The 22,079-nt window shown below is 71.2% G+C and carries 18 protein-coding genes; 7 read left to right on the forward strand and 11 right to left on the reverse strand.

Going from position 1 to position 22,079, the window contains the following annotated elements; all coding sequences use genetic code 11:
• Window positions 1-53: 53 nt before the first annotated feature.
• Together mycP and eccB are read right to left on the reverse strand one after the other, a co-directional pair.
• The gene (gene mycP / locus J2Z30_RS08120) at window positions 54-1,331 is read right to left on the reverse strand and encodes a type VII secretion-associated serine protease mycosin (protein ID WP_372453248.1); all 1,278 of its coding nucleotides are present in this window, start codon (window positions 1,329-1,331) and stop codon (window positions 54-56) included.
• Window positions 1,332-1,334: 3 nt separating this feature from the next.
• On the reverse strand, window positions 1,335-2,897 hold the full coding sequence (eccB, locus tag J2Z30_RS08125; protein WP_044569476.1) for a type VII secretion protein EccB: 1,563 nt from the start codon (window positions 2,895-2,897) through the stop codon (window positions 1,335-1,337).
• A gap of 181 nt (window positions 2,898-3,078) precedes the next feature.
• Here eccB and eccE point away from each other — a divergent pair, with 181 nt between their 5' ends.
• The 3 genes from eccE (at window position 3,079) to J2Z30_RS08140 (ending at window position 5,554) form a co-directional block, all read left to right on the forward strand.
• Window positions 3,079-4,422, forward strand: coding sequence for a type VII secretion protein EccE (gene eccE, locus J2Z30_RS08130; protein WP_044569477.1), 1,344 nt, complete (start codon window positions 3,079-3,081; stop codon window positions 4,420-4,422).
• Window positions 4,422-5,228, forward strand: coding sequence for a hypothetical protein (locus tag J2Z30_RS08135; RefSeq protein WP_044569478.1), 807 nt, complete (start codon window positions 4,422-4,424; stop codon window positions 5,226-5,228). Before eccE ends, J2Z30_RS08135 begins: the two co-directional genes overlap by 1 nt.
• A gap of 95 nt (window positions 5,229-5,323) precedes the next feature.
• The gene (locus J2Z30_RS08140; protein WP_044569480.1) at window positions 5,324-5,554 is read left to right on the forward strand and encodes a DUF397 domain-containing protein; all 231 of its coding nucleotides are present in this window, start codon (window positions 5,324-5,326) and stop codon (window positions 5,552-5,554) included.
• A gap of 83 nt (window positions 5,555-5,637) precedes the next feature.
• Here J2Z30_RS08140 and J2Z30_RS08145 read toward each other — a convergent pair whose 3' ends face one another.
• Window positions 5,638-7,017 (reverse strand): outer membrane protein assembly factor BamB family protein, encoded by a 1,380-nt coding sequence (locus J2Z30_RS08145; protein ID WP_245387847.1) that lies wholly within the window; start codon window positions 7,015-7,017, stop codon window positions 5,638-5,640.
• Between the two features lie 809 nt (window positions 7,018-7,826).
• Here J2Z30_RS08145 and J2Z30_RS51315 point away from each other — a divergent pair.
• Window positions 7,827-11,210, forward strand: coding sequence for an SCO5717 family growth-regulating ATPase (locus tag J2Z30_RS51315; protein ID WP_044569483.1), 3,384 nt, complete (start codon window positions 7,827-7,829; stop codon window positions 11,208-11,210).
• A gap of 160 nt (window positions 11,211-11,370) precedes the next feature.
• Here the strand turns inward: J2Z30_RS51315 and J2Z30_RS08155 are convergent, their stop codons facing one another.
• The 8 genes from J2Z30_RS08155 to rimP form a co-directional block, all read right to left on the reverse strand.
• Window positions 11,371-12,324, reverse strand: coding sequence for a bifunctional riboflavin kinase/FAD synthetase (locus J2Z30_RS08155; RefSeq protein ID WP_044569484.1), 954 nt, complete (start codon window positions 12,322-12,324; stop codon window positions 11,371-11,373).
• A 245-nt stretch (window positions 12,325-12,569) separates the two neighbouring features.
• The gene (gene truB, locus J2Z30_RS08160) at window positions 12,570-13,493 is read right to left on the reverse strand and encodes a tRNA pseudouridine(55) synthase TruB (RefSeq protein WP_044569485.1); all 924 of its coding nucleotides are present in this window, start codon (window positions 13,491-13,493) and stop codon (window positions 12,570-12,572) included.
• Window positions 13,490-13,960 (reverse strand): 30S ribosome-binding factor RbfA, encoded by a 471-nt coding sequence (gene rbfA / locus J2Z30_RS08165; protein WP_044569487.1) that lies wholly within the window; start codon window positions 13,958-13,960, stop codon window positions 13,490-13,492. The genes truB and rbfA overlap by 4 nt, the downstream gene beginning before the upstream one ends.
• 72 nt (window positions 13,961-14,032) lie before the next feature.
• The gene (locus tag J2Z30_RS08170) at window positions 14,033-14,329 is read right to left on the reverse strand and encodes a DUF503 domain-containing protein (protein WP_044569488.1); all 297 of its coding nucleotides are present in this window, start codon (window positions 14,327-14,329) and stop codon (window positions 14,033-14,035) included.
• A 122-nt stretch (window positions 14,330-14,451) separates the two neighbouring features.
• Window positions 14,452-17,574, reverse strand: coding sequence for a translation initiation factor IF-2 (gene infB / locus J2Z30_RS08175; protein WP_078956602.1), 3,123 nt, complete (start codon window positions 17,572-17,574; stop codon window positions 14,452-14,454).
• 152 nt (window positions 17,575-17,726) lie between these two features.
• On the reverse strand, window positions 17,727-18,014 hold the full coding sequence (locus J2Z30_RS08180; RefSeq protein ID WP_078956603.1) for a YlxR family protein: 288 nt from the start codon (window positions 18,012-18,014) through the stop codon (window positions 17,727-17,729).
• 96 nt (window positions 18,015-18,110) lie between these two features.
• Entirely contained in the window at window positions 18,111-19,103 is a 993-nt protein-coding gene (gene nusA / locus J2Z30_RS08185) for a transcription termination factor NusA (protein WP_044569492.1), read from the reverse strand.
• Between the two features lie 2 nt (window positions 19,104-19,105).
• On the reverse strand, window positions 19,106-19,630 hold the full coding sequence (gene rimP, locus J2Z30_RS08190; RefSeq protein ID WP_044569493.1) for a ribosome maturation factor RimP: 525 nt from the start codon (window positions 19,628-19,630) through the stop codon (window positions 19,106-19,108).
• A gap of 137 nt (window positions 19,631-19,767) precedes the next feature.
• Here rimP and J2Z30_RS08195 point away from each other — a divergent pair, with 137 nt between their 5' ends.
• The 3 genes from J2Z30_RS08195 to J2Z30_RS08205 are packed head-to-tail and all read left to right on the forward strand — an operon-like array spanning window position 19,768 to window position 22,003.
• Window positions 19,768-20,490 (forward strand): hypothetical protein, encoded by a 723-nt coding sequence (locus J2Z30_RS08195; protein ID WP_245387764.1) that lies wholly within the window; start codon window positions 19,768-19,770, stop codon window positions 20,488-20,490.
• A gap of 33 nt (window positions 20,491-20,523) precedes the next feature.
• A complete protein-coding gene (locus J2Z30_RS08200; RefSeq protein WP_044569495.1) occupies window positions 20,524-21,027 on the forward strand; it encodes a ferritin-like domain-containing protein in 504 nt (167 codons plus the stop codon).
• 31 nt (window positions 21,028-21,058) lie between these two features.
• Window positions 21,059-22,003 carry an aminoglycoside phosphotransferase family protein gene (locus tag J2Z30_RS08205; RefSeq protein WP_044569497.1) on the forward strand — a complete coding sequence of 315 codons (945 nt, stop codon included), beginning with the start codon at window positions 21,059-21,061 and terminating at the stop codon, window positions 22,001-22,003.
• Window positions 22,004-22,079 lie beyond the last annotated feature (76 nt).

The raw sequence follows: 22,079 nt of genomic DNA on the forward strand, positions 1-22,079 counted from the left end.
TTACACCAAATAGCTCAGTGTAGATGACGCTTCACGGGCGTCTATGAGTACTCCTACTCAGCCATACCGGAGCGCCGCCGCCTCCGTTCGTTGAGAACTGCCGCCAGGCCCGCGATGCCCGCCACCGTGATGGCAACGGCGCCCACGGAGTACGTCGCGAGGCGTTCCTTGCGCTCCTGAGGGGTCTCGCCCAGGGGCATGGGGGCGGGGTCGGGCGCGGCGACGTCGTGGGCTGCGCCCTTGTCCAGGGTGACGTGGTCGATGCGGGTTTCGTCGTCGGTGAGGGCGCGGGCGGGGTCCACGACGCCCCAGCCGATGAAGCGGTCATGGTGGTTGACGGCGCGTTCAGCGGTCTGCTCGATCTGGGCAACCACCTCGTCCTGGTGCCACTCCGGGTGCTTGGCGCGGATCAGGGCGGCGACGCCGGCGACGTAGGGCGCGGAGAAGCTGGTGCCGTTGTCCACGCATTGACCGCCCTTGGGGACGGTGGAGACCATTTCGACGCCGGGAGCGGCGACATCGACGAAGTCGCCGGACTGGGAGAAGGGAGCGCGTTCGTTGTTGCGGTCCGAGGCGCCGACGGCGAGGACGCCGTCGTAAGCGGCCGGGTAGGTCTTCTTGACCTTGCCGTCGAGACCGTCGTTTCCGGCGGAGGCGACCACGACGACATCCGCTTGCAGTGCATTCTCAACGGCTTGCTGCAGCGTGCTGTTTGTCTGGAGCGGCTTGACGGTGTCCTGGGAGATATTGATGACGCGGGCTCCCGCGTCCACCGCCCAGTCGATGGCCATGGCCATGGTGTCGGTGGTCCCGGAGCCCTTTTCATCATTCTGCCGGATTGGGATGATCTTGGCTTTCGGTGCCATGCCGACGAATCCCGTGCCTGAGTGCGGGCGGGCGGCGATGATGCCGGCGACCTTGGTGCCGTGGCCGACCGAGTCGTCCGTCCCGTCGCCCTTCTTCCCCTTGGACAGACTCTTCTTGCCGCCCTTACGGACCTCCTTGCCCTTGCTGGTGTCGACGGCGTCCTTAAGCTGAGGATTGGTGTTGTCGACGCCGGTGTCGATGACGGCGACTTTTACCGGATGGCCCTTCGAATCCAGCCCCTTGGTGTCCTGCCACAGCTGGTCGAGCATGACCCGCTGGAGGGACCAGGGGGTGCCCTTTATCTGTTTGGCGGGGTAGGTGCATTCGCCACTGCCCGCCAGGGACAGTTCTGGAGCCGCGGAGGGCGATGTCGGTCCGGCCGCCGCCGTCAGTGCTGTGAGAGCGGTCGCCGCCGACAGGGCGAGGGGTTTGATGGTGCGCCGCATGTGTTCGGGCTTCCTCATGTCCTATGAACCCTGCGGCTGCTTGGCGCTGTTGGCGTCGAGACGTGGACCGGTGGGCAGGAATTCGGACCAGTCCACGGGCACCGGAGTCGGGTTGACATCCTGGTATCCGAGGCTGCGCTGGGCCATGTTGACGTCCTGCTGGGTCTGAGTGGCCTTGTCCTTGTCGGAGCCTTCGTCACCGATCTTCGACTTGCCGGAATCGCTGTCGTTGTTGGACTGGACCGAGTAGCGAAGACCGGTGTCGGTCACCAGGAAGACCGGACCGTTCTTGATCTGTCGGCCGCTCACCTGGCGGTAGAGCACTCCCGACCCAGGGGTCACATAGGCGCTGGTGGCGCCGTCCGGGATGGTGGCCGGGAAGTCCTTGCCAGCCCAAGTCGCCACCTTGGCACCGCCCTTGGCTGTCACCCCGTCCAAGATGCTGCAACTGGTGTCCCGCGCTCCGCTGCCCAGCGCGGGATCGACCGAATTGGCCTGGCTCGGGATTTCGCTGGGCCAGTGGTACTGGCCATAGAAATCGTTCTCCGTGTCCGGGTTGAACGACTGGGCCGCCACTCGCTTGGCCATACTCGCCTCATTGATAGAGGTCTTGCTCCTGAGTAGAAGCTTGGCCACAAACTCGGAGACGCGTTGGACCTTTCCCTGGAGCACCACATACTTCTGGGTGCCGGCTCCGGTGGGCGCTTCGAGTACCATGCCGACCCGGTTCGCCTCGCCGAGGCTCGGGACCCCGGCGTCATCACCGATCCGACCCGGGACCTGCGGAAAGTCGATCGGTGCCCCGTCTCTGAAGGTCGCCAGCCAGTCCCTGGTGACTCGCTGCGGCTTCGCACCATCATGAAAGATCGAGCGCTGCAGAAGATTGGCGTCCTCGGCAGACTTGGCCTTCCAGTCCGGGCCGCCGATCAAATACTTGACGCCCTGGGGATCGACGAGATAGCGGGCGCCGTCCTGACCCTGCACGTAGAGGGCCTGGCCACCATGGAGCGCCTGGGATCCGTGCAGCTTCTTGAGCTTCGGGTCCCGGTCGGAAAAGAGGAAGACGGCCTTCTGCGTGGTGTTCCCATTGCCGCCCGGCTGTTCACAGACCGCCCACGTCATGCGCTTCCTCGCCTCGTCCGCACTGGGGATGCGGTCCGGTGCGTACGGAATGCCGATCGTAGGGCCTCGCGGGATGTGGCCGTCGTCCAGCTCCGACTCCTTCACCTTGATGATGCTGGACTTCTCGGGGGCGAGGAGGAGCTTGGCGGAGGCGAGATTCAGCACCGGGTGGAGCTGGGGCTTGCCGCCGGTCTTCAGGATGACGTACCGAGTAGTGGAGTCACTGCCGACGATCACATGCGATTCCGGTGTGTCCCACCCCTTGGGGGCGACGGGCTTGAACATGCCCCAGGCGCCGAAACCGGCGAGGATCAGGGCCCCGACGACGACTCCGGGAAGGACCGCGCGCAGCGGACGCGGCGCACCCTCCTCCGTGCCACTCGGCGTGGGTTGCAAAAAGGCGGCGACTGTCCGCTTCTTCGCATAGATATAGGCGTTGAGTTCGTCCCGCCGTGATGCCATTTTTAGCCGCTTCTCCCCGCTTTTCGGCCTCGGTAGTCAGGTGGCCTGCCCTCGGTCCTGGCGTCGTACCGACCCTCTACTATGCCGGTAGTGAACTGGCACATGCCGCCCGGGGACACTCACCGGGGCAACGACGACCGGGCCGTTCGGGCCGGTTTCGGACATTAGGGGGCTGACGGGGATGGCTGCCGCAACGCGCGCACGTGCCGCGAGGAGCGCGTCCGGCCGAGGAGCACCGAGCGGACCCCGTCCGCCCGCACCCGCCGACGCTCCTCCGACAGCGGCTCCCATCACCTCCGCCACCCCGCGCACGATGTCCCGGCCCGGCAGCATCGGCCCCCTGCGACTGCAGCAATTCGTGCTGATCGAGGTGGCCGCGGCGATCGTGCTGGCCGCCGGGGTGGTCGACAAACTCCTGCTGGTGCCCGCCGGAGTCGTGGGCGTCGTCCTGGTTCTGCTGGCCGTGGTCACGCGTCATCAGCAGCCGATACCGGAATGGCTGAGCACCGCGCTCGCGCTGCGCAGGCGCCAGCGGCAGGCGGCGAAGCCGCTCGACACGGACACAGACCCCGGTTTCACGCCGGCCTTGGAGTGCGAACCGGCCCTGCGCACCTACACGTTCACCGATCGCGAGCGGCGCATGGTCGGCTTGGTGGGCGACGGCACCTTTCTGACCGCGATCCTGCAGGTGGACGCCACGGACTCACCGCTGCGTCCGCACCGTACGCAGCGTCCGCTGCCGCTTTCGCTGCTGCGCGACGCCATGGGCGTCGACGGAATCCTGCTGGAGTCCGTGCAGGTGGTTCAGCATGCGTTGCCGGCGCCCGCACCCCATCTGTCGGCGCAGACGGTGCCCGTGCGCAACTACGGGCCGCTTCAGGAGCAGACGGGCGCGCCCGCGGTCCGTCTGACGTGGGTGGCCCTGAAGTTCGACCCGGAGCTCTGTCCGGAGGCTGTCGCTGCCCGGGGTGGGGGCCTCGAGGGCGCGCAGCGGTGTGTGCTGCGGGCGGCGGATCAGCTGTCGAGCAGGCTGCAGGGGGCAGGCTTCGGCGTGACGCTCCTGCCGGAGGAAGGCGTGACAGCGGCGATCTCCACCGCCGCGAGCGTCAATCCGAGGGCGACGGCGCAGGCCCGGCAGACCAACACGCTCAGTCGACGCACGGTCGAGAGCACACGGGCCTGGCGCTGCGACGACCGGTGGCACACCACTTACTGGGTCAGCAGGTGGCCACAGTTGGGACCGGGAGCCACGCCCCTTCCTCAACTGGCCGCGCTGCTGACCTCACTGCCCGCGTTCGCGACCACGCTCAGCCTCACCCTGCGACGGGGCGGGACGCAGAGCGGCCGGCCCGCACCCACGGTGAGCGGGCATGTGCGGATCACGGGTCATAGCGCGGACGACCTGGTCGCGATGAGGCGAGAGCTCCAGCGCACCGCCCGTGGGGTGCGGGTAGGTCTCGCACGGCTGGACCGCGAGCAGGTACCCGGCGTACTCGCTACTCTGCCCCTGGGAGGGACCCGCTGATGGCCATGCCGACGACCGTCTCAGGCGGCCCTTCCTACGCGCCGACCCCCACACCTGGCCATATGCCCGGTCAGCCGGACGAGCTCGTGGCTCCCGCCCCGCGCAGGACGCGACGGGGATTCGGGCTGATCGGACCCCGGCGTCAACGGCATGAGCTCCCCCCGGAGCAGTTCGACGCACTGGCACTGCCGGTCGGCGACGACGGGGTGGTGATCGGAGTCGGCGCGCGGGACCAACCCGCCGTGCTGGGCCTGCACCGTCCCACGCCCTTCAACGTGGTCCTGGTCGGGGGGCTGTGGACGGCGCAGGTGATCGGGTTGCGAGCGGTGGCCACGGGCGCCCGGGTCACCGTGGAGACCGGCCGTCAGCAGATGTGGGCGTCATTGACGCAGGCCGCGAACGGCGGGTATCAGAGCATGACGCTCCACGATGTGGGACGTGTGCCGCCGCAGGGACCGTCGATCGGCAGTCCCGTTCTGGTGATCCGTGACGCGGGCATGCGACCGCCGCGCGGGCGGGTGACTTCGGCGCCGTGGCAGTCCGTGCTGACACTTCTGCCGTACCTGAGCCCGGTCGCCCCCCGGCTCATGGAGAACGCGGACCTGGTGGGCATCCAGCGGGTGTCCCCTGAGGAGGCCGCCCAGGTCGGACGCATCGTGGGGCTGCCGTCCACGGATGTCGAATCACTGTCCACGCTTCCGGACGGGGTCACTCTTTGGTGTGATCGTCAGTCGCGGCTCTACGTGGCGACGCATCCGACTGACATCGAATCCGGCCTGCTGGGCGGGCCTCGCCGCATGGACTGACGGTGTTCGATTGCCGCCGCGCACACGGTGGATGAGACTGTCAGCCAAGCACCAGGCGGACTTGTCTCCGCGGTACCCGAAGGGATTCTCCACCAATGGCCGATGCCAAAGAGAAGGAAGAGCTGTACGCCCTCGACATCTCCGGTGTCGAGTGGCTCAGCGCACCTGGCAGCAGCTCCGAAGACCAGGTGGAGATCGCCTACCTGCCGAACGGGGCAGTGGCCATGCGGAATTCCACCGACCCCGAGACCGTGCTGCGCTATACGGAGGCCGAATGGCGTGCCTTCGTCCTGGGCGCGAGGGATGGCGAATTCGATCTGAGCTGAGGAGCGCGGGTGCGGGGGCGGACGCCGGTCGGTGCCCGCCCCCGCGGTCGTGTCCCACCGCTCGGCCGTCGCTCGGCCGCCGCTCAGCGGCCGAAGGCCATCAGTAGGCTTTCGGCGGTGGTGTCGCTGCCGGTGATGCGGTTGGTGGCGATGTAGAAGTTGCCGTTGCGGTAGGTGTGGCTGGCCGAGTAGAAGTCGCGCTCTGCTTTTTGGGTGGCCTGGGGAAGGCGCAGGAGGGTTTTGGGCTTGCCGCCGCTGGGGTCGATGCGGACTATTCGGCCGGGGGCGGTGTATGTGGGCTTTTCGTACGCGATGAGGTTCTTACCGTCCATGTTCAGCGGGAGCAGGAGCCGTTCGGCCACCTTGACCGCCCATTTCCGCTTACCGGTGGTGAGGTCGAAGGCGTGAATCTCGCTTGTAGAGCCCAGGCCGTGGTCCTGGGTCATCTCGGTCGGCAGGTAGAAGGTGTCGGCGGAGACGGCGACGCCCTCGCAGTTGCCCATGTTGGTGCCGAAGATGTCCGTGCCGCACTCCGGCTGGTAGGACTGTTTGCCCAGTGCGAGGGTCGAGCGTTCCTTGCCCTTGCCGGAGAGGGCCAGGATGCCTCCGGAGCGTCGGTCTTGGTCAATGAGGGCCACCACAGCGGGGCTGCTGGAGAAGATGTTGCTGACCTTGAATCCCTTACGGATGGTATAGGTCCACTTGATCGAACCGCTGAGGGTGAGCTGCTGGAGCTTGGCGGTGCCATTGGAGCAGGAGTAAGCGCGCAGCAGGACCCTGCCGCCCGCGTAGCCGTCAATGGAGCAGCCTGCGCTCGGCTTTTCGGGTGAGACTTCCTTGCCGTCGCTGACCTTGATGACGGCGGAGCCGCCGAACCAGGCCATGCCGACGAGATTGCCGCTCTGCGCCATGCCCACGTTCGTGTAGCCACCGCCCAGGGCGTCACTCTCGGGGGCGGGATGGTCCCAGAGCTTGACGCCCTTGTTGAGGTCGATCAGGGCGAGTTGGCTGCAGGAGTCCTTCCCATGGCCCGCATAGGCGACCACGACCTTGCCGTCGGTCGTGGAGGTGGGAGCGGCGCAGACCGCCTTGGGGAGCGAGAGGGTCCACTTGCTGCCCCCTTCGTCCTTGTACGCGACGATCTTGTTCTCGACCGCCTTGACAACATAGCCCTTCATCGCCCAGAAGCCGGGCACTTCGAGGTTACTCTTGCTGACCTCGGGCGCGGGCTTCTGGTAGAGGACCTTGGCCTCGCCTGCCCGGCGCTGGTCGTTGGGATCGCTTTCGCCGTTGCCGCGGCCGCCGGTGTTGTCGCCGTCACCGGTCGTCGGCTCGGGTGTCGGGTCCTGTGTCTTGGAGTGGCTCGGGGTGGTCGTCGTGGGACTCGCGGTGGGGTTCTCACCGCCGTCATCACCGCCCACCGCTGCGTACACCCCGCCACCGGCCGCGAGCAGTACCGCCACCGCCGCGCCGACGATGACAGCCTTCCGCTTCGGAGTTCGGCCACCAACGGCGGGCGAAGGCGCGCCGTACGGCCCGCCGGGCAGTTGGGTGTACGGACCGCCGTACTCCGGCTGGCGTCCGTACGGGTTCGACGGGTCCGGGGGCGCGCCGGGCGGTGGTGGGGGCGGGCTCGGCGGGAGGGCGCCGTCCCATATCTGGGGCGGAGTGTGACCCGTCGACGGAGCTGATGGGGGCCTCTGAGGCGCGGTGTTCGGCGTGGGCGGTGTTGGAGGTCTCCGCGGCGAGCCGGAGCCGCCCTGGCCGGGCTCCCGGGGCTCCTGTGGCTGATCGGGCTCCTGAGGCTCTGGGGGCGGCGGACCGAAGCCGCCGGAGGGCGGCTGGTTGGGTGGCTGGGGCGGCTGCGGCATCTGCGCCTACCTCTCACAAGAGTCCACCGACCAGTCAGCCTCCTCCCCGCGATCCGGTCGGCGGCGTCGGCCGGAAAGGGGTGACCTGGTCTCAGGTCCCACTGTGCAACAGCATTCGAGCGGGGATTCTTTGTACCACCGGACGCTTGGACTTCTCCCCGCGGTTGCCGGGTACGTACCGCCGTAAGGCACGGTGAGGTCTCGGACAGCCTCGAGTGCGCGGATGGGCCTGCCCCCTCGGCGCTCATGGTGATTAGTCTTGGGGTACCCGGTGGAGCGCCCGTTCAGGGGCCCCCGGCGTCACAAAAGGGGAAAGCCGAACGGTCGGACGACAGTAGCGATCGGCAGAAGATCGGCCTCGCCAAGAATTACAAGGGTGTTCGACCACACCAGGAGGCATTGTGAGCAGCGATCGGGACGAGATCCGCACGGGCGGAAACACACCCGGCGATGATCGGTCCGACGCGGAGACCGAGCACACGGGCGAGTTCACCATCGACTACACCCCACCCGCCTGGTACACGCAGAACGCTTCGTCGTCGTCCTCGCCGTCCTCCACGGCCCCCACGTCGACCGGCGGTTCCGGGGGAACCGGGACGGGCGCGGGTGCGGGGATGCCGGGTCCGCCGCCTCCACCGCCGCCCACCGGCAATCCGGTGCCCGTGCCGGGGGTGCCGGAGCCGAGCGGTTTTCCGGGTGCCTGGCCGCCGCCGGCCCCGGTGCCCTCCTCCGATGTCGCGTCGGACGCCTCCGAGGTGGCGGAGGTCCCCGCGCAGAGGGAGGACGAGGCACGGTCGGAACCGGAGAGCAGAGAGTCCGACTCGGGCAGTCACATGTCGCCTTTGCCCGACTCTGGGGCTGATTCGATTGGTGCCGCGCCCGCGGGTGACAGCGTTACGGATGACGGCGTTTCGGACAGCGCTGAGTCCGAGCCCTCCTACGAGGCCTCCGCACCGGCAGCCGATGTCGAGACGGAGGATTCGGCTGCGGCTTCCGCCTCCGCTCCCGTCGATGACGACTTCACGCTGGCGCCCGCCGCTGCTCCGCAGGACGACGACGCCTTCCGGCCGGACTCGGAGTACGCCACCGAGGCGGGCTCCGACGAGGGCGAGAACGGCGATCTGGGCAGCCCTTCCACCGTGCGGTTCTCCACCGCCTCGCTGCGGCGCGAGATCGCCGAGAGGCGGAGCGAGGACTCCGGCGCCGGGTTCGCTGATCCCGGTTCCGGTTCCGGTTCTCCTTCCGGCTCCGGTTCCGGTTCTCCTTCGGGTTCCGGTTCGGATTCCGAGTCTGGGTCTTGGCCCGGGTCTGGCTCCGGGTCCGGGGTTGCGTCCGGGTCCGGGGGTGCGTCCCGGTCCGGTTCGGACGGCGATTCCGGCTCCTCTGAGTCGGACGACCGTACGGACGACGACGTGCGCAGCGAGGGCACATTGCGCTTCTCCACGGCCGCGCTGCGGCGTGAGATGGAGGAGCTGAGGCAGGCGAGCGCCGAGCCTCAGGACGCGGTTCCCGAGGACGCGGTCCCCGAGGACGCCGTGCCGCCGAGCGCGCCGTCGCCCGAGCAGCCCGCCACCACCTGGGCCCCGCCGCCCGTTCCGCAGTCGGGGCTGCCGCCCCTGCCGCCGGACTTCCAGCCCGCGGCGCCCGAGGACGCTCCACCGGCTCCGGGTCCCGCTCCGGTTCCGGAGCAGCGGACGGATGGGCCCGCCACCCCTGGTGCCGGAGTGCCGCTCCCGCCGCAGGACACCTCCTGGGCGCCTCCCCCGCCCCAGCCGCACGGTCAGCCCGAGCAACCCGCCGCCGGGCCGGGGCCGCAGGGCGGATACGGCTATCCGCGTCCCGGTGAGGGCGCTCCCGGTGCGATTCCGGGCCAGCCCGGTCCGGCCCCGCTGCCGGATCAGTCCCCGGGGGCGCAGCCCCCGGCGGGCAACGTGCCCGGCCCGCAGGGCGGTTACCAGCAGCCCGGTCCGGGCGTACCGGGTCCCGGTCCGCAGGGTGCCCCGGCTCCGCAGGGGCCCCACTACGGCTACCCGCCCCCGGGGGCCCAGCCCGCGCCCGGCCCGGGTGGTCCGGGACAGGGCCAGGGGCCGACGCCCGTCCCGGGCGGCTATGGCTTCCCGCAGCCGCCCGCCCCGGACCAGCAGGGCCAGGGCCCGTACCAGCAGCCCCCCGCACAGCCCTACCCCGCGCCCCAGGCTGGGCAGGCCGAGTACCCCGGCCACCCCGGACAGCCCGCCCAGCCGATGTACCCGGGCCAGCCCGGCCAGCCTGCCCAGCCCGGTCAGCCCGGTCAGCCTGCCCAGCCCGGTCCGTACGCGCCGAACGGCCCCGTCCAGGGCCAGCCGCCGTATGACCCCCAGGGTCAGCAGTTCCCCGGGCAGCAGGGTCCGGGCGCGCAGGGTGGGTACGGCTTCCCGCGGCCCGGCGACGGCGTTCCCGGACCCGTTCCCGGGCAGCCGGCGCAGCCACAGCCGCATGACGGATACGGCTATCCGCGCCCGGACGCCCAAGCCGCCCCGGCGGCCCCGGCCGACCCCCGTACCGGCGGCTGGCCGACCGTGACGCCCGACCAGCGGCGCCAGGCCGGAGGCGCGGGGGCACCGCTCGGGTACACCGCCGCGGTCGAGCTCTCCTCGGACCGGCTGATCAAGGGCAAGCAGAAGCCGAAGAAGAACACCCCCGGCCCCTCCCGCTTCAAGCTCGGCGGCAAGAAGGAGGAGGCGGAGCGGCAGCGCAAGCTGGAGCTGATCCGCACGCCGGTGCTCTCCTGCTACCGCATCGCGGTGATCAGCCTCAAGGGCGGCGTCGGCAAGACCACGACGACCACCGCCCTCGGCTCGACGCTGGCCATCGAGCGCCAGGACAAGGTCATCGCGATCGACGCCAACCCGGACGCGGGCACCCTCGGCCGAAGGGTCCGCCGGGAGACCGGTGCGACCATTCGCGACCTGGTCACGGCGATCCCGTACCTCAACAGCTATATGGACATCCGGCGGTTCACCTCGCAGGCGCCGTCGGGGCTGGAGATCCTCGCCAACGACGTGGACCCGGCGGTCTCGACGACGTTCAACGACGACGACTACCGCAGCGTCATCGACGTCCTGGGCAAGCAGTACCCGATCATCCTCACCGACTCGGGCACGGGCCTGCTCTACAGCGCCATGCGCGGCGTCCTCGACCTCGCCGACCAGTTGATCATCATCTCCACGCCCTCGGTGGACGGCGCGAGCAGCGCCAGCACCACCCTGGACTGGCTGTCCGCGCACGGCTACGCGGATCTGGTCTCGCGGAGCATCACGGTGATCTCCGGGGTCCGGGAGACCGGCAAGATGATCAAGGTCGAGGACATCGTGTCCCACTTCGAGACCCGCTGCCGCGGGGTGATCGTCGTGCCGTTCGACGAGCATCTGTCGGCGGGCGCCGAGGTGGACCTGGACATGATGCGGCCCAAGACCCGTGAGGCGTACTTCAACCTCTCGGCCATGGTCGCGGAGGACTTCACCCGCGCCCAGCAGGAGCAGGGTCTGTGGACGGGCGACGGAGCGGCCCAGCCGCCGCAGGTGGCCCCGCCGATGCCCGGACCGGCCCAGCAGCCCTACCCGGGCGCCTACGCGCCTCAGCAGGGCCAGCAGCCGCAGTACCCCGGGTACCCGCAGCAAGGCGGCCAGCAGGGCTGGCAGCAGTCCTATGAGCAGGGGCAGCAAGGGCAGCAGCCGCAGCCCGGCCAGCCGTGGCAGCAGGCCCAGCCGGGGCAGCCCTGGCAGCAGCAGCCCCCGCAGCAGTAGCGGGCGAAGAAGCGAACGCGCCCCGTGGGCCGGTGATCCGGTCCACGGGGCGCATTCGCGTTCTCCGTTCACCACGCGGCGCACGGCGCCTCAGCACGCGCCCTCAGCCGCTCCCGTACGCCTCAGCCGCCGCGCCGTACGCCCCGTACGCCAGTACGCCTCAACGGCTCCCGTGCTCCTCCACAAGCTCCCGCGCCCGCTTCACATCGGCCGCCATGCGCTCCAGCAGCGCCTCGATCGAGTCGAACTTCTCCTGGCCCCGCAGATAGGCGAGGAAGTCGACCTCGACATGGAGTCCGTACAGATCCAGTCCGACCCGGTCGATCGCATACGCCTCGACCGTTCGCTCGGTCCCGTCGAACTGCGGATTGGTGCCGACCGAGATCGCCGCGGGCATCGCCTCGCCCTGCGCCGTCAGCCAGCCGGCGTAGACGCCGTCGGCCGGGATCGCGGTGTGCGGCAGCGTCTCCAGGTTGGCCGTCGGGAAGCCCAGCTCACGGCCGCGCTGGGCACCGCGCACCACCACGCCCTCGACCCGGTGCGGCCGGCCGAGGACCTCCATCGCGCCCGTGACATCGCCCTCCGCGACCAGGCGGCGCACCAGCGTGGAGGAGAACGGCTCGCCGCCGCCCGCCTCACCGCGCTCGTACAGGTCGATGACCTCGACCTCGTAGTCGTAGGTGGTACCGAGCTCGCGCAGGAATGCCACGTTCCCGGCGGCCTTGTGGCCGAAGCGGAAGTTGGGGCCCTCCACCACGACCCGGGTGTGCAACTTGTCCACCAGCACCTTCACCACGAAGTCCGCGGGGGTGAGCCGCGAGAACTCCGCCGTGAACGGCAGGATCAGCACCGCGTCCACGCCCAGCCCGGCCATCAGCTCCGCGCGCCGCTGGTGCGTGGCGAGCAGCGGTGGATGGCTGCCGGGCCGCACGACCTCGCTCGGATGCGGGTCGAAGGTGACCACGACCGCCGGTACGCCCAGCTCACGCGCCCGTGCCACGGCACGGCCGATGATCAGCTGGTGCCCTCGGTGCACCCCGTCGTAGGAACCGATGGTGACGACGCTGCGCCCCCAGTCCTCGGGGATGTCCTCCAAGCCACGCCAGCGCTGCACTTTGCCCGCTCCTCGCCCGAACCTTTGTCTGTCGACTTCGCAGGTCTAAGACTGCCATGCCCCGGGCCCCCGCCTCGCATCGGTGGCCGCCTCGAGCGCCCGGACCGGCCGGAAAGCCACGGTAGGCGGCCGGTCCCGGCGGGTGCAACGCGGCCCGGAGTCGGCAATGACACACCGGCGCCGCGTCGGCCGGGCCGGGCGCGCCGACGGCGTCAACCCGGCAACCCGTCAACGCATCAACGCCGTCATACGAAGACGGCCAGGCTCTTCGCCTTGCCCTTCGACTCCTCCACCAGGGCCAGAAAGCGCCCCTCCGGCCCGAAGACCGCGACCGGCCCCGACCCCGGCCCCGTCTCCCCCGACGGCATGTCGATCCGCACCCCGTTGCCCAGCAGCCGGGCCTGGCGCTCGTCCACGTCCCAGCGCGGGAACGCGGCGGCCGCCGCCTCCGCGATGGGCAGGATCTCAAGCGACTCCTCCAGCCGCTCCAGCGTCCTGGCCGCCTCCAGCCCGTACGGACCGACCCGGGTCCGGCGCAGGGCCGTGAGATGGCCGCCCACGCCGAGTCCGGCGCCCAGGTCGCGCGCCAGGGCCCGGATATAGGTGCCGGAGGAGCACACCACCGTGACGTCCAGGTCGAGGACGGTGGTGCCGTCCTCCGCCTTGGCCTCGCGGCGGTCGTGGAGGACGAAGGAGGAGACGGTCACCGGCCGTGCCGGGATCGCGAACTCCTCGCCCTCCCGCGCCCGTGCGTAGGAGCGCTTGCCGTCGATCTTGATGGCGCTGACCTTCGAGGGAACCTGCTGGATGTCCCCGGTCAGCTCCTCGATCCCGGCCCGGACGGCGCCCAGGTCGACCCCGGCGGCGCCGTCGGAGGCGGTGGTCTCGCCCTCCGCGTCATCGGTGACCGTGGTCTGCCCGAGCCGGATGGTGGCCCGGTACTCCTTCTCGGTCAGCGCCAGATGGCCCAGCAGCCGGGTGGCCTTCTCCACGCCGACCACGAGCACGCCCGTGGCCATCGGGTCCAGCGTCCCGGCGTGGCCGACCCGCCGGGTGCCGGCGAAGCGGCGCATCCTGGCGACGACGTCGTGCGAGGTGAAACCGGCCGGTTTGTCGACGATCACCAGGCCGTCCGGTGCCCCGGAACCGGCCCTGCCGTTGCGCGTCATGTGTCCGCTGAACCCTTGCCGTCCGTGCCGGGCTCCTCGTCGTCCTCCTGGCCGGGCTTGCGGTACGGATCGGCCTCGCCCGCGTAAGCGGCCCCCGAGGACGCCTCGCGCACCTGGGCGTCCGCCTCCCTGGCCTTGGCGAGCAGATCGTCGATGGTGCGGGCGTTCTCCGGCAGCGCGTCCGGGACGAACGTCAGGGTCGGGGTGAAGCGCACCCCCGTCTGGCGCCCGACCTCCGACCGCAGCACGCCCTTGGCGCTCTCCAGGGCCGCGGCGGAGGCCGCCCGCTCCTCGTCGTCGCCGAAGACCGTGTAGAAGACGGTCGCCTCCCGCAGATCACCGGTGATCCGGGTGTCGGTGATGGTCACATAGCCCAGCCGCGGGTCCTTGATCCGCCGCTGCAGGGTCTCCGCGACCACGACCCGGATGCGGTCCGCCAGCTTGCGTGCCCGCGCGGTGTCGGTCATGCGTCTTCTTCTCTCTTCTTCGCGTCAGTCATCGATGGCCGGGGGCGCGGTCTGCGACCACCGGTCCGGCCCTCATTCATCATCGCCACCGTGGAACCGCCGTCGCACGGACAGCAGCTCCACCTCCGGCCGCGCCGCCACCAGCCGCTCGCAGCGGTCGAGCACCTCCGAGAGGTGGCCCGGGTCCCCGGAGACCATCGCCAGGGCGATCTGGGCCCTGCGGTACAGGTCCTGGTCGCCGACCTCCGCCGCGCTCACCGCGAATTTGCGGTGCAGCTCGGCGACGATCGGGCGGACGACGGAGCGCTTCTCCTTCAACGACCGTACGTCGCCGAGAAGCAGGTCAAAGGACAACGTCCCTACATACATGCGGTCCGGGTCAAGCCACCCGTGGGGCCTTTGTGATTGCGGGCTTCTCGCACCGTACACGCAAGGGCCGGGGCCGATCGACGGAAATTCCTCCGCCGATCGGCCCCGGCCGCCGCCGCTTGTCAGCCGCGCGGCTTCTCGCGCATCTCGTACGTCGCGATGACGTCGTCGATCTTGATGTCGTTGTAGCTGCCGAGGTTGATACCGCCCTCGAAGCCCTCGCGAATCTCGGTGACGTCGTCCTTGAAGCGGCGCAGGCCCTCGATGTTGAGGTTCTCCGCGATGACCTTGCCGTCGCGGACGAGGCGGGCCTTGGTGTTCCGCTTGACCTCGCCGGAGCGGATGAGCACACCCGCGATGTTGCCCAGCTTGGACGAGCGGAAGACCTCGCGGATCTCCGCCGTACCGAGCTCGACCTCTTCGTACTCCGGCTTGAGCATGCCCTTCAGGGCCGCCTCGATCTCCTCGATCACCTGGTAGATGACCGAGTAGTAACGGACGTCCACGCCCTCGCGCTCGGCCATCTGCGTGGCACGCCCGTCGGCGCGCACGTTGAAGCCGATGACGATGGCGTCCGAGCCCGTCGCCAGGTCGATGTCGGTCTCGGTGACCGCACCCACACCGCGGTGCAGCACCCGCAGGTCCACCTCTTCGCCGACGTCGAGCTGGAGCAGCGAGGACTCGAGAGCCTCCACCGAACCGGACGCGTCGCCCTTGATGATGAGGTTGAGCTGCTGGACCTGACCGGCCTTGAGCACCTTGTCCAGGTCCTCCAGGGAGACCCGGCGGGTGCGCTTGGCGAAGGCCGCGTTCCGCTCGCGGGCGGCGCGCTTCTCGGCGATCTGGCGGGCGGTGCGGTCCTCGTCCACGACGAGGAAGTTGTCACCCGCACCGGGCACGTTGGTCAGACCGAGCACCAGGACCGGGGTCGCCGGGCCGGCCTCCACCACGTTGTTCCCGTTGTCGTCGAGCATCGCCCGGACGCGGCCGTACGCGTCGCCGACGACCATCGTGTCGCCGACCCGCAGGGTGCCGCGCTGGACCAGCACGGTGGCCACGGCGCCGCGGCCGCGGTCGAGGTGGGCCTCGATCGCGATGCCCTGTGCGTCCTGCTCCGAGTTGGCCCGCAGGTCGAGCGAGGCGTCGGCGGTGAGGACGACGGCCTCCAGCAGGCTGTCGATGTGCAGACCCTGCTTGGCGGAGATGTCGACGAACATGGTGTCGCCGCCGTACTCCTCGGCCACCAGGCCGTACTCGGTCAGCTGACCGCGCACCTTGGTCGGGTCCGCGCCCTCGACGTCGATCTTGTTGACCGCGACCACGATCGGCACATCGGCCGCCTTGGCGTGGTTCAGCGCCTCGATCGTCTGGGGCATCACACCGTCGTTGGCCGCCACCACGAGGATCGCGATGTCGGTCGACTTGGCACCACGGGCACGCATGGCGGTGAACGCCTCGTGACCCGGGGTGTCGATGAAGGTGATCCTGCGCTCTTCGTCGTTGACCTCGGTCGAGACCTGGTAGGCACCGATGTGCTGGGTGATGCCGCCGGCCTCGCCCGCGACCACGTTGGTCTTGCGGATCGCGTCCAGCAGTCGGGTCTTACCGTGGTCGACGTGACCCATGACGGTCACCACCGGCGGACGCGCGGAGAGCATCTCCTCGCCGCCCTCGTCCTCGCCGAACTCGATGTCGAAGGACTCGAGAAGCTCGCGGTCCTCCTCCTCCGGGCTGACGATCTCGACGTTGTAGTTCATCTCGTCGGCGAGAAGCTGAAGCGTCTCGTCGGAGACGGACTGCGTCGCGGTGACCATCTCGCCGAGGTTGAGCATGACGGCGACCAGCGACGCCGGGTTGGCGTTGATCTTCTCCGCGAAGTCGGTGAGAGAGGCACCACGCGACAGCCGGACCGTCTGGCCGTTGCCGCGCGGCAGCATCACGCCGCCGACCGACGGGGCCTGCATGGCCTCGTACTCCTGGCGCCTCTGCCGCTTCGACTTACGGCCACGACGCGCCGGACCGCCGGGACGGCCGAAGGCGCCCTGCGTACCACCACGGCCACCGGGACCGCCGGGACGGCCGCCGAAGCCGGGACGGCCACCGCCGCCGAAACCGCCACCGCCGCCGGGACCGCCCGGACGGCCGGCGAAACCGCCGCCACCACCGGGACGACCGCCACCGCCGCCACCGGGACGACCGGCGAAGCCGCCGCCACCACCGGGACGACCGCCACCGCCGCCACCGGGACGACCGCCGCCGCCGGGACCGCGACCGCCACCGCCGCCGGGGCCCGGACGCGGGCCCGCGGCCGGACGCTGCGGCATCATGCCCGGGTTCGGACGCGCGCCGCCGGGACCCGGACGCGGGCCGCCACCCTGGGCGCCCTGCGGACGGGGCATCTGGCCCGGAGTGGGACGGGGACCGCCGGGACCGCCCTGGCCACGGCCCGGACCGCCCTGGCCGCCGCCCTGCGGACGCGGACCGCCGCCGGGCTGACCGCCGGGACGCGGGGCGCCGCCGGGACGGGGCGCCTGGGGGCGCGCCATACCGGTGGAGCCACCGGAGGTGAAGGGGTTGTTACCGGGACGGGGACCGGCCGGACGGGGACCACCCGAACGCGGACGCTCCTGACCCGGACGCGGGCCACCACGGCCACCCTGGCCGCCCTCGCGCTGACCACCCTCGCGCTGGCCACCCTGGCCCTGGCCCGGTGCGCCCGGACGGGCGCCGGGGCGCGGACCGGGAGTGGCACCCGGCTTGCCGGGCGCACCCGGCTTGGCCGCGGCGGGCTTGGGCGCGGGGGTCGGCGGCGCGGTGAACTCGGGCTGCGCCGGAGCCGCCGGCGCGGGGCCCGGCTTGGGGCCGGGGGCCGGACGGGCAGCCGGTGCCGGTGTGGGACGCGGGCCCGGAGTGGGCGCCGCGGAGGGGGTGCCGCGCTGGCCCTCGGGGGCGCCGGCCGGCTTGGGGCCGGGCGCCGGGGGCTTGGGGGCGGCCGGACGGGCCGCCGCCGCCGGACCTGGGGTCGGCGGCTTGGGCGTCGCCTTGCGCGGCGCCGAGGGCTTACCGGAGGCGCGGCCGGAGCCGTTGCCACCCTGGAAAGCGTCAGTCAACTTGCGCACAACCGGCGCCTCGATCGTCGAGGACGCCGAACGTACAAATTCACCGAGTTCCTGGAGCTTGGCCATGACGACCTTGCTCTCAACTCCGAACTCCTTGGCGAGTTCGTATACCCGGACCTTAGCCACTTCGCTCCTTTTAGGTCCGGGTTGTCGCCGGACCGTCGCTACTTCATGGGCGTACTCATCGCGTACTCATCGAGTGCTCATCGCAATCTCGACCTACTTCCGACTCGCGAGGTACCTGACCGCACGGTGTCCCGTGCCGTTCTTTCAACTACTCAGGGTGTCGCCTGTGCACCCTGCTCGACAAACCGGCGGAGCGCCGTGGTGTCGAGCGCTCCCGGCCCCCTGAAGGCCCGGGAAAAGGCCCGGCGGCGAACCGCCAGGTCAAGGCAGACCCGTGTGGGGTGAACATAAGCACCCCGACCGGGGAGCGTACCGCGCCGGTCGGGGACACAAACACCCTCGACAGCCACGATGCGCAGCAGATCGTTCTTGGCCGCCCGATCCCGGCATCCCACACAGGTTCTCTCAGGGCAGGCACCAGCTCGCGTGCGGCCAGACACTGGTTAAGTCTACCTCCCCGTACCGACCTCACCCCCTGGGGGGAGTGATCGAACCGTCACTCGATTTGGCCCGGATCCTGGGGGATCCGACCTGAATCAGCCTTGATCACCCAACTGCTCGGTGTCCGGCCGGATGTCGATCCGCCAGCCGGTCAGCCGCGCCGCCAGCCGGGCGTTCTGCCCCTCCTTGCCGATGGCGAGCGAGAGCTGGTAGTCCGGCACGGTGACCCGGGCCGAGCGCGCCGCCAGGTCGACCACCTCGACCTTGCTCACCCGCGCGGGTGACAGCGCGTTCGCCACGAGCTCAGCGGGCTCGTCCGACCAGTCGACGATGTCGATCTTCTCGCCGTGCAGCTCGGCCATCACGCTGCGCACCCGCCCGCCCATCGGGCCGATGCACGCGCCCTTGGCGTTCAGCCCCGCGCGGGTGGACCGGACCGCGATCTTGGTGCGGTGGCCCGCCTCACGGGCGATCGCCGCGATCTCCACGGAGCCGTCCGCGATCTCCGGCACCTCGAGCGCGAAGAGCTTCTTGACCAGATTGGGATGCGTACGCGAAAGGGTCACCGACGGTCCGCGCACGCCCTTGACGACTCGTACGACGTACGTACGCAGCCGGGTGCCATGGGCGTAGTCCTCGCCCGGGACCTGCTCCTGCACCGGCAGGATCGCCTCGAGACGGCCGATGTCCACCAGCACGTTCTTGGGGTCCTTGCCCTGCTGGACGACGCCGGCGACGACATCGCCCTCCCGCCCCGCGTACTCGCCGAAGGTGATCTCCTCCTCGGCGTCCCGCAGCCGCTGGAGGATGACCTGCTTCGCGGTCATGGCGGCGATCCGGCCGAAGCCGGAGGGGGTGTCGTCGAACTCCTGGGGCTCCTGCCCCTCCTCCAGGTCCTCGGCGTCCTCACGGGCCCATACGGTCACATGGCCGGTGTCGCGGTTGAGCTCCACGCGGGCCCGGCGGCGGCTTCCCTCGGTGCGGTGGTAGGCGATGAGGAGGGCCGATTCGATCGCCTCGACCAGCAGGTCGAAGGAGATCTCCTTCTCTCGCACCAGACCCCGCAGGGCACTCATGTCGATGTCCACGGCTACGCCTCCTCCTTGCTCTCGTCGTCGTCGCCCGCGGTCTTGTCCGCGGACTTGCGGTTGAACTCGATCTCCACCCGGGCCTTGGAGATCTCCTCGAAGGCCAGCCGCCTGGCGGTGGGCTTGCGCCCCTTCACACCGGGGACCTCCAGATCGAGTCCCCCGTCGTCCACCGAGACGATCCGGGCCACCAGCTCGTCGCCGTCGGCGAGGCGCGCTCTCATGAGGCGGCCGGCGGCGCGGCGGTAGTGGCGAGGCTCGGTCAGGGGGCGTTCGGCGCCGGGGGAGGTGACCTCGAGGACGTACGCGGTCTGGCCCATGGCGTCCGTGTCGTCGAGGGTCTTGGAGATGTCCCGGCTCAGCTCCGCACACGTGTCCAGCTGCACGCCGTCGTCGGAGTCCACGACCACTCTCAGCACACGCCGCCGCCCGGCCGGTGTCACCTCGACCTCTTCCAGATCCAGGTCTCGCGCGCTGACGAGCGGTTCCAGCAGTCCGCGCAGCCTCTCGCTCTGGGTGGTGCTCATCCGGGTGACTCCTCGGCCGCGTGTGCTGTTGTGGGAAGGTCGCGTGTCAGGTCAAAGCCTATCTGTTCCGGCGGCGGGCTGACGATTCGGTGGCCGCTGCCGGGCAGACGGCCTCGGCGCGGGTACGCTCGCCTGCTGTGATCACTACCGGCGGCCGGGAGCGGCCGCAGCCCGGAAAGAGGAACGTGTCGATCACCACTCCCCCGCCCCGTGCCACTCCCCCGCCCCGTGCCACAGCCGCGCCTGACGCGGTGTCCGCGATCCCCGCCGTGTCCGCCTCGTCCGCCGTGTCCGCCGTGTCCGCGGTGTCTTCGGCGTCCGGCACCTCTTCGGCCCGCACCGCGCCGGTGACCCGGCGGCGGAGTCTGCTGCTGGGCGGCGGGGCGCTGGGGGCCGTCGCGCTGCTGAGCGGCTGCTCCGACGACCCCGAGTCCCGGCGCGAGGCGGACGGCGGGGCGGACGTCGCGCTGCTGCGGGCGCGGGGCGCGCGGGACTCCACCGCACTCCTCGCGCGCTACGACGCGACCGTGGACGCGCACCCCGCCCTCGCGGACCGGCTGGCGCCGCTGCGGGAGGAGACGGCCCGGCATGTCGCGGTCTTCACCGCCAAGGGCCGGTCCCCCTCTCCCTCCGCGACCGTGTCGCGCTCACCCTCGGCGGGCGGGCGGCGGATGCCGAAGGTCCCGAAGGACGAGAAGCGGGCCCTGTCCGCCCTCGTCCAGGCCGAGCGCCGGACCGCCGACACCCGCACCGCCGCGCTCGCCACCGCGCCGCCCGAGCTGGCCCGGCTGCTGGCCTCCGTCGCGGCCTGCGGCGCCGCCCACGTGTATCTCCTCACGCAGCGCGACACGGACTCGTGATCACGCTCGGGACCACCGGGAAGGGGTACTGACATGGCCGCTCGAGCAGACCGCCCGGCCGTCGGCGAACGCGCCGCGGCGCTCAGGGCCGCGCAGGCGGCGCTCGCCGCCGAGCACGCCGCGGTGTACGGCTACGGCGTCGTCGGCGGGCGGATCGGCGACGACCGGCTCGCGGAGGCGCGCGAGGGCTACGCCGCGCACCGCGCGCGCCGGGACGACCTCGCCCGCACCGTGCGCGACCTCGGCGGCCGCCCCACCAGCGCGGCGCCCGCCTACGCCCTGCCCTTCGCGGTGCCGGACGCGCCCGCCGCGGTGCGGCTCGCGGCCGAGTTGGAGAACCGGGTCGCCGCCGTCTACGCCGACCTCGTACGGGCCTCGACCGGATCCCTGCGCCGCCAGGCGGCGGGCGCGCTGCGGGAGGCGGCGGTCCGGGCGGTGCGCTGGCGGGGCGGCGGCGTAGCCTTCCCTGGGCTCACCGAACGCGCCACACCGGCCACTCCGTCGGCGTCGCCGAGCGGTGGGTCGGACGGGGTGTGACGTCATTGACGGTGGAGGGGACAGCTCAGGAATGGCATCGGCACCACGGCCCGGCGGCCGCGATACGGACCGCGTCCTCGTGCCGAAGCGGCTTCTGGACGCGCTGGGCGACGACCCCGCGAGCGCCGTACGGAGCTGGCTGGACGCCCTGCCGGGGACGGCCGAGCGGCAGCTGGCGGCCTGGGAGCTGACCCTGGAGCGGGTCGCGACACCCGGGGGGCGTCGCGGGCTCGTCGCGCTCGTACGGCTGGCGGACGACACCCCGGCGGCGCTGAAGTTCCCGGTCCCCGGCCCGGACGCGGACCGTGAGCGGGCCGCCCTCGCGCACTGGAACGGCTGGGGCGCGGCCCGGCTGCTGCGCGCCGACCCGGACACCGGTGCGCTGCTGCTCGAGCGGCTGCACGGCGCGGTGTCGCTGCGCTCGCTGCCCGAGCCGAAGGCGCTGCTGGAGGCGGCGGGCACGGTACGGCGGCTGTGGGTGCCGCCGCCCGAGGGGCATCCGTTCGCGTCGGTCACCGGACGTACCGAGGAGGAGCGGGAGATCCTGCGGGTGCTCGGCGCCGGGGACTGGGCGGCGCAGGCCCGTCCGCTCACCGACGAGGCGCTGGAGCTGCGGGCGGCGCTGCCCGCCGAGCCGCCCGAGGAGGTGCTGCTGCACGGCGCCTTCCGGCAGGGGAAGGTGCTGGCCGGGGAGCGCGCACCCTGGCTCGCGGTGGGTCCGGCGCCGCTCGTGGGCGAGCGCGCGTACGACCTGGCGCGGCTGGTGCTCGACCGCTGCGAGGATCTGGCCGCGGGACCCGGTCCCGCCGCGGCCGCGCGGCGCCGGGTCGCCAAGCTGGCGGATTCCCTGGACGTCGACCGCGACCGGCTGCGCGGCTGGTCCCTCCACCGCGCCGTCGAGACGGGCCTGCGCCACGCCGCCGCGGGCGACCGCCGCCGCGCGGAGCTGCTGCTGGAGTTCGCGGGCTGGCTCTGACGGGGCCGCCCGACTCGGCCGGGCACGGCTGACGTCTCGCGCCTCCGGCGCGGTTGGGCAGCGGGAGGCGGGGCGC

The sequence above is a fragment of the Streptomyces iranensis genome, assembly GCF_017874715.1.
In the GTDB taxonomy this organism is placed as follows: Bacteria; Actinomycetota; Actinomycetes; order Streptomycetales; family Streptomycetaceae; genus Streptomyces; species Streptomyces iranensis.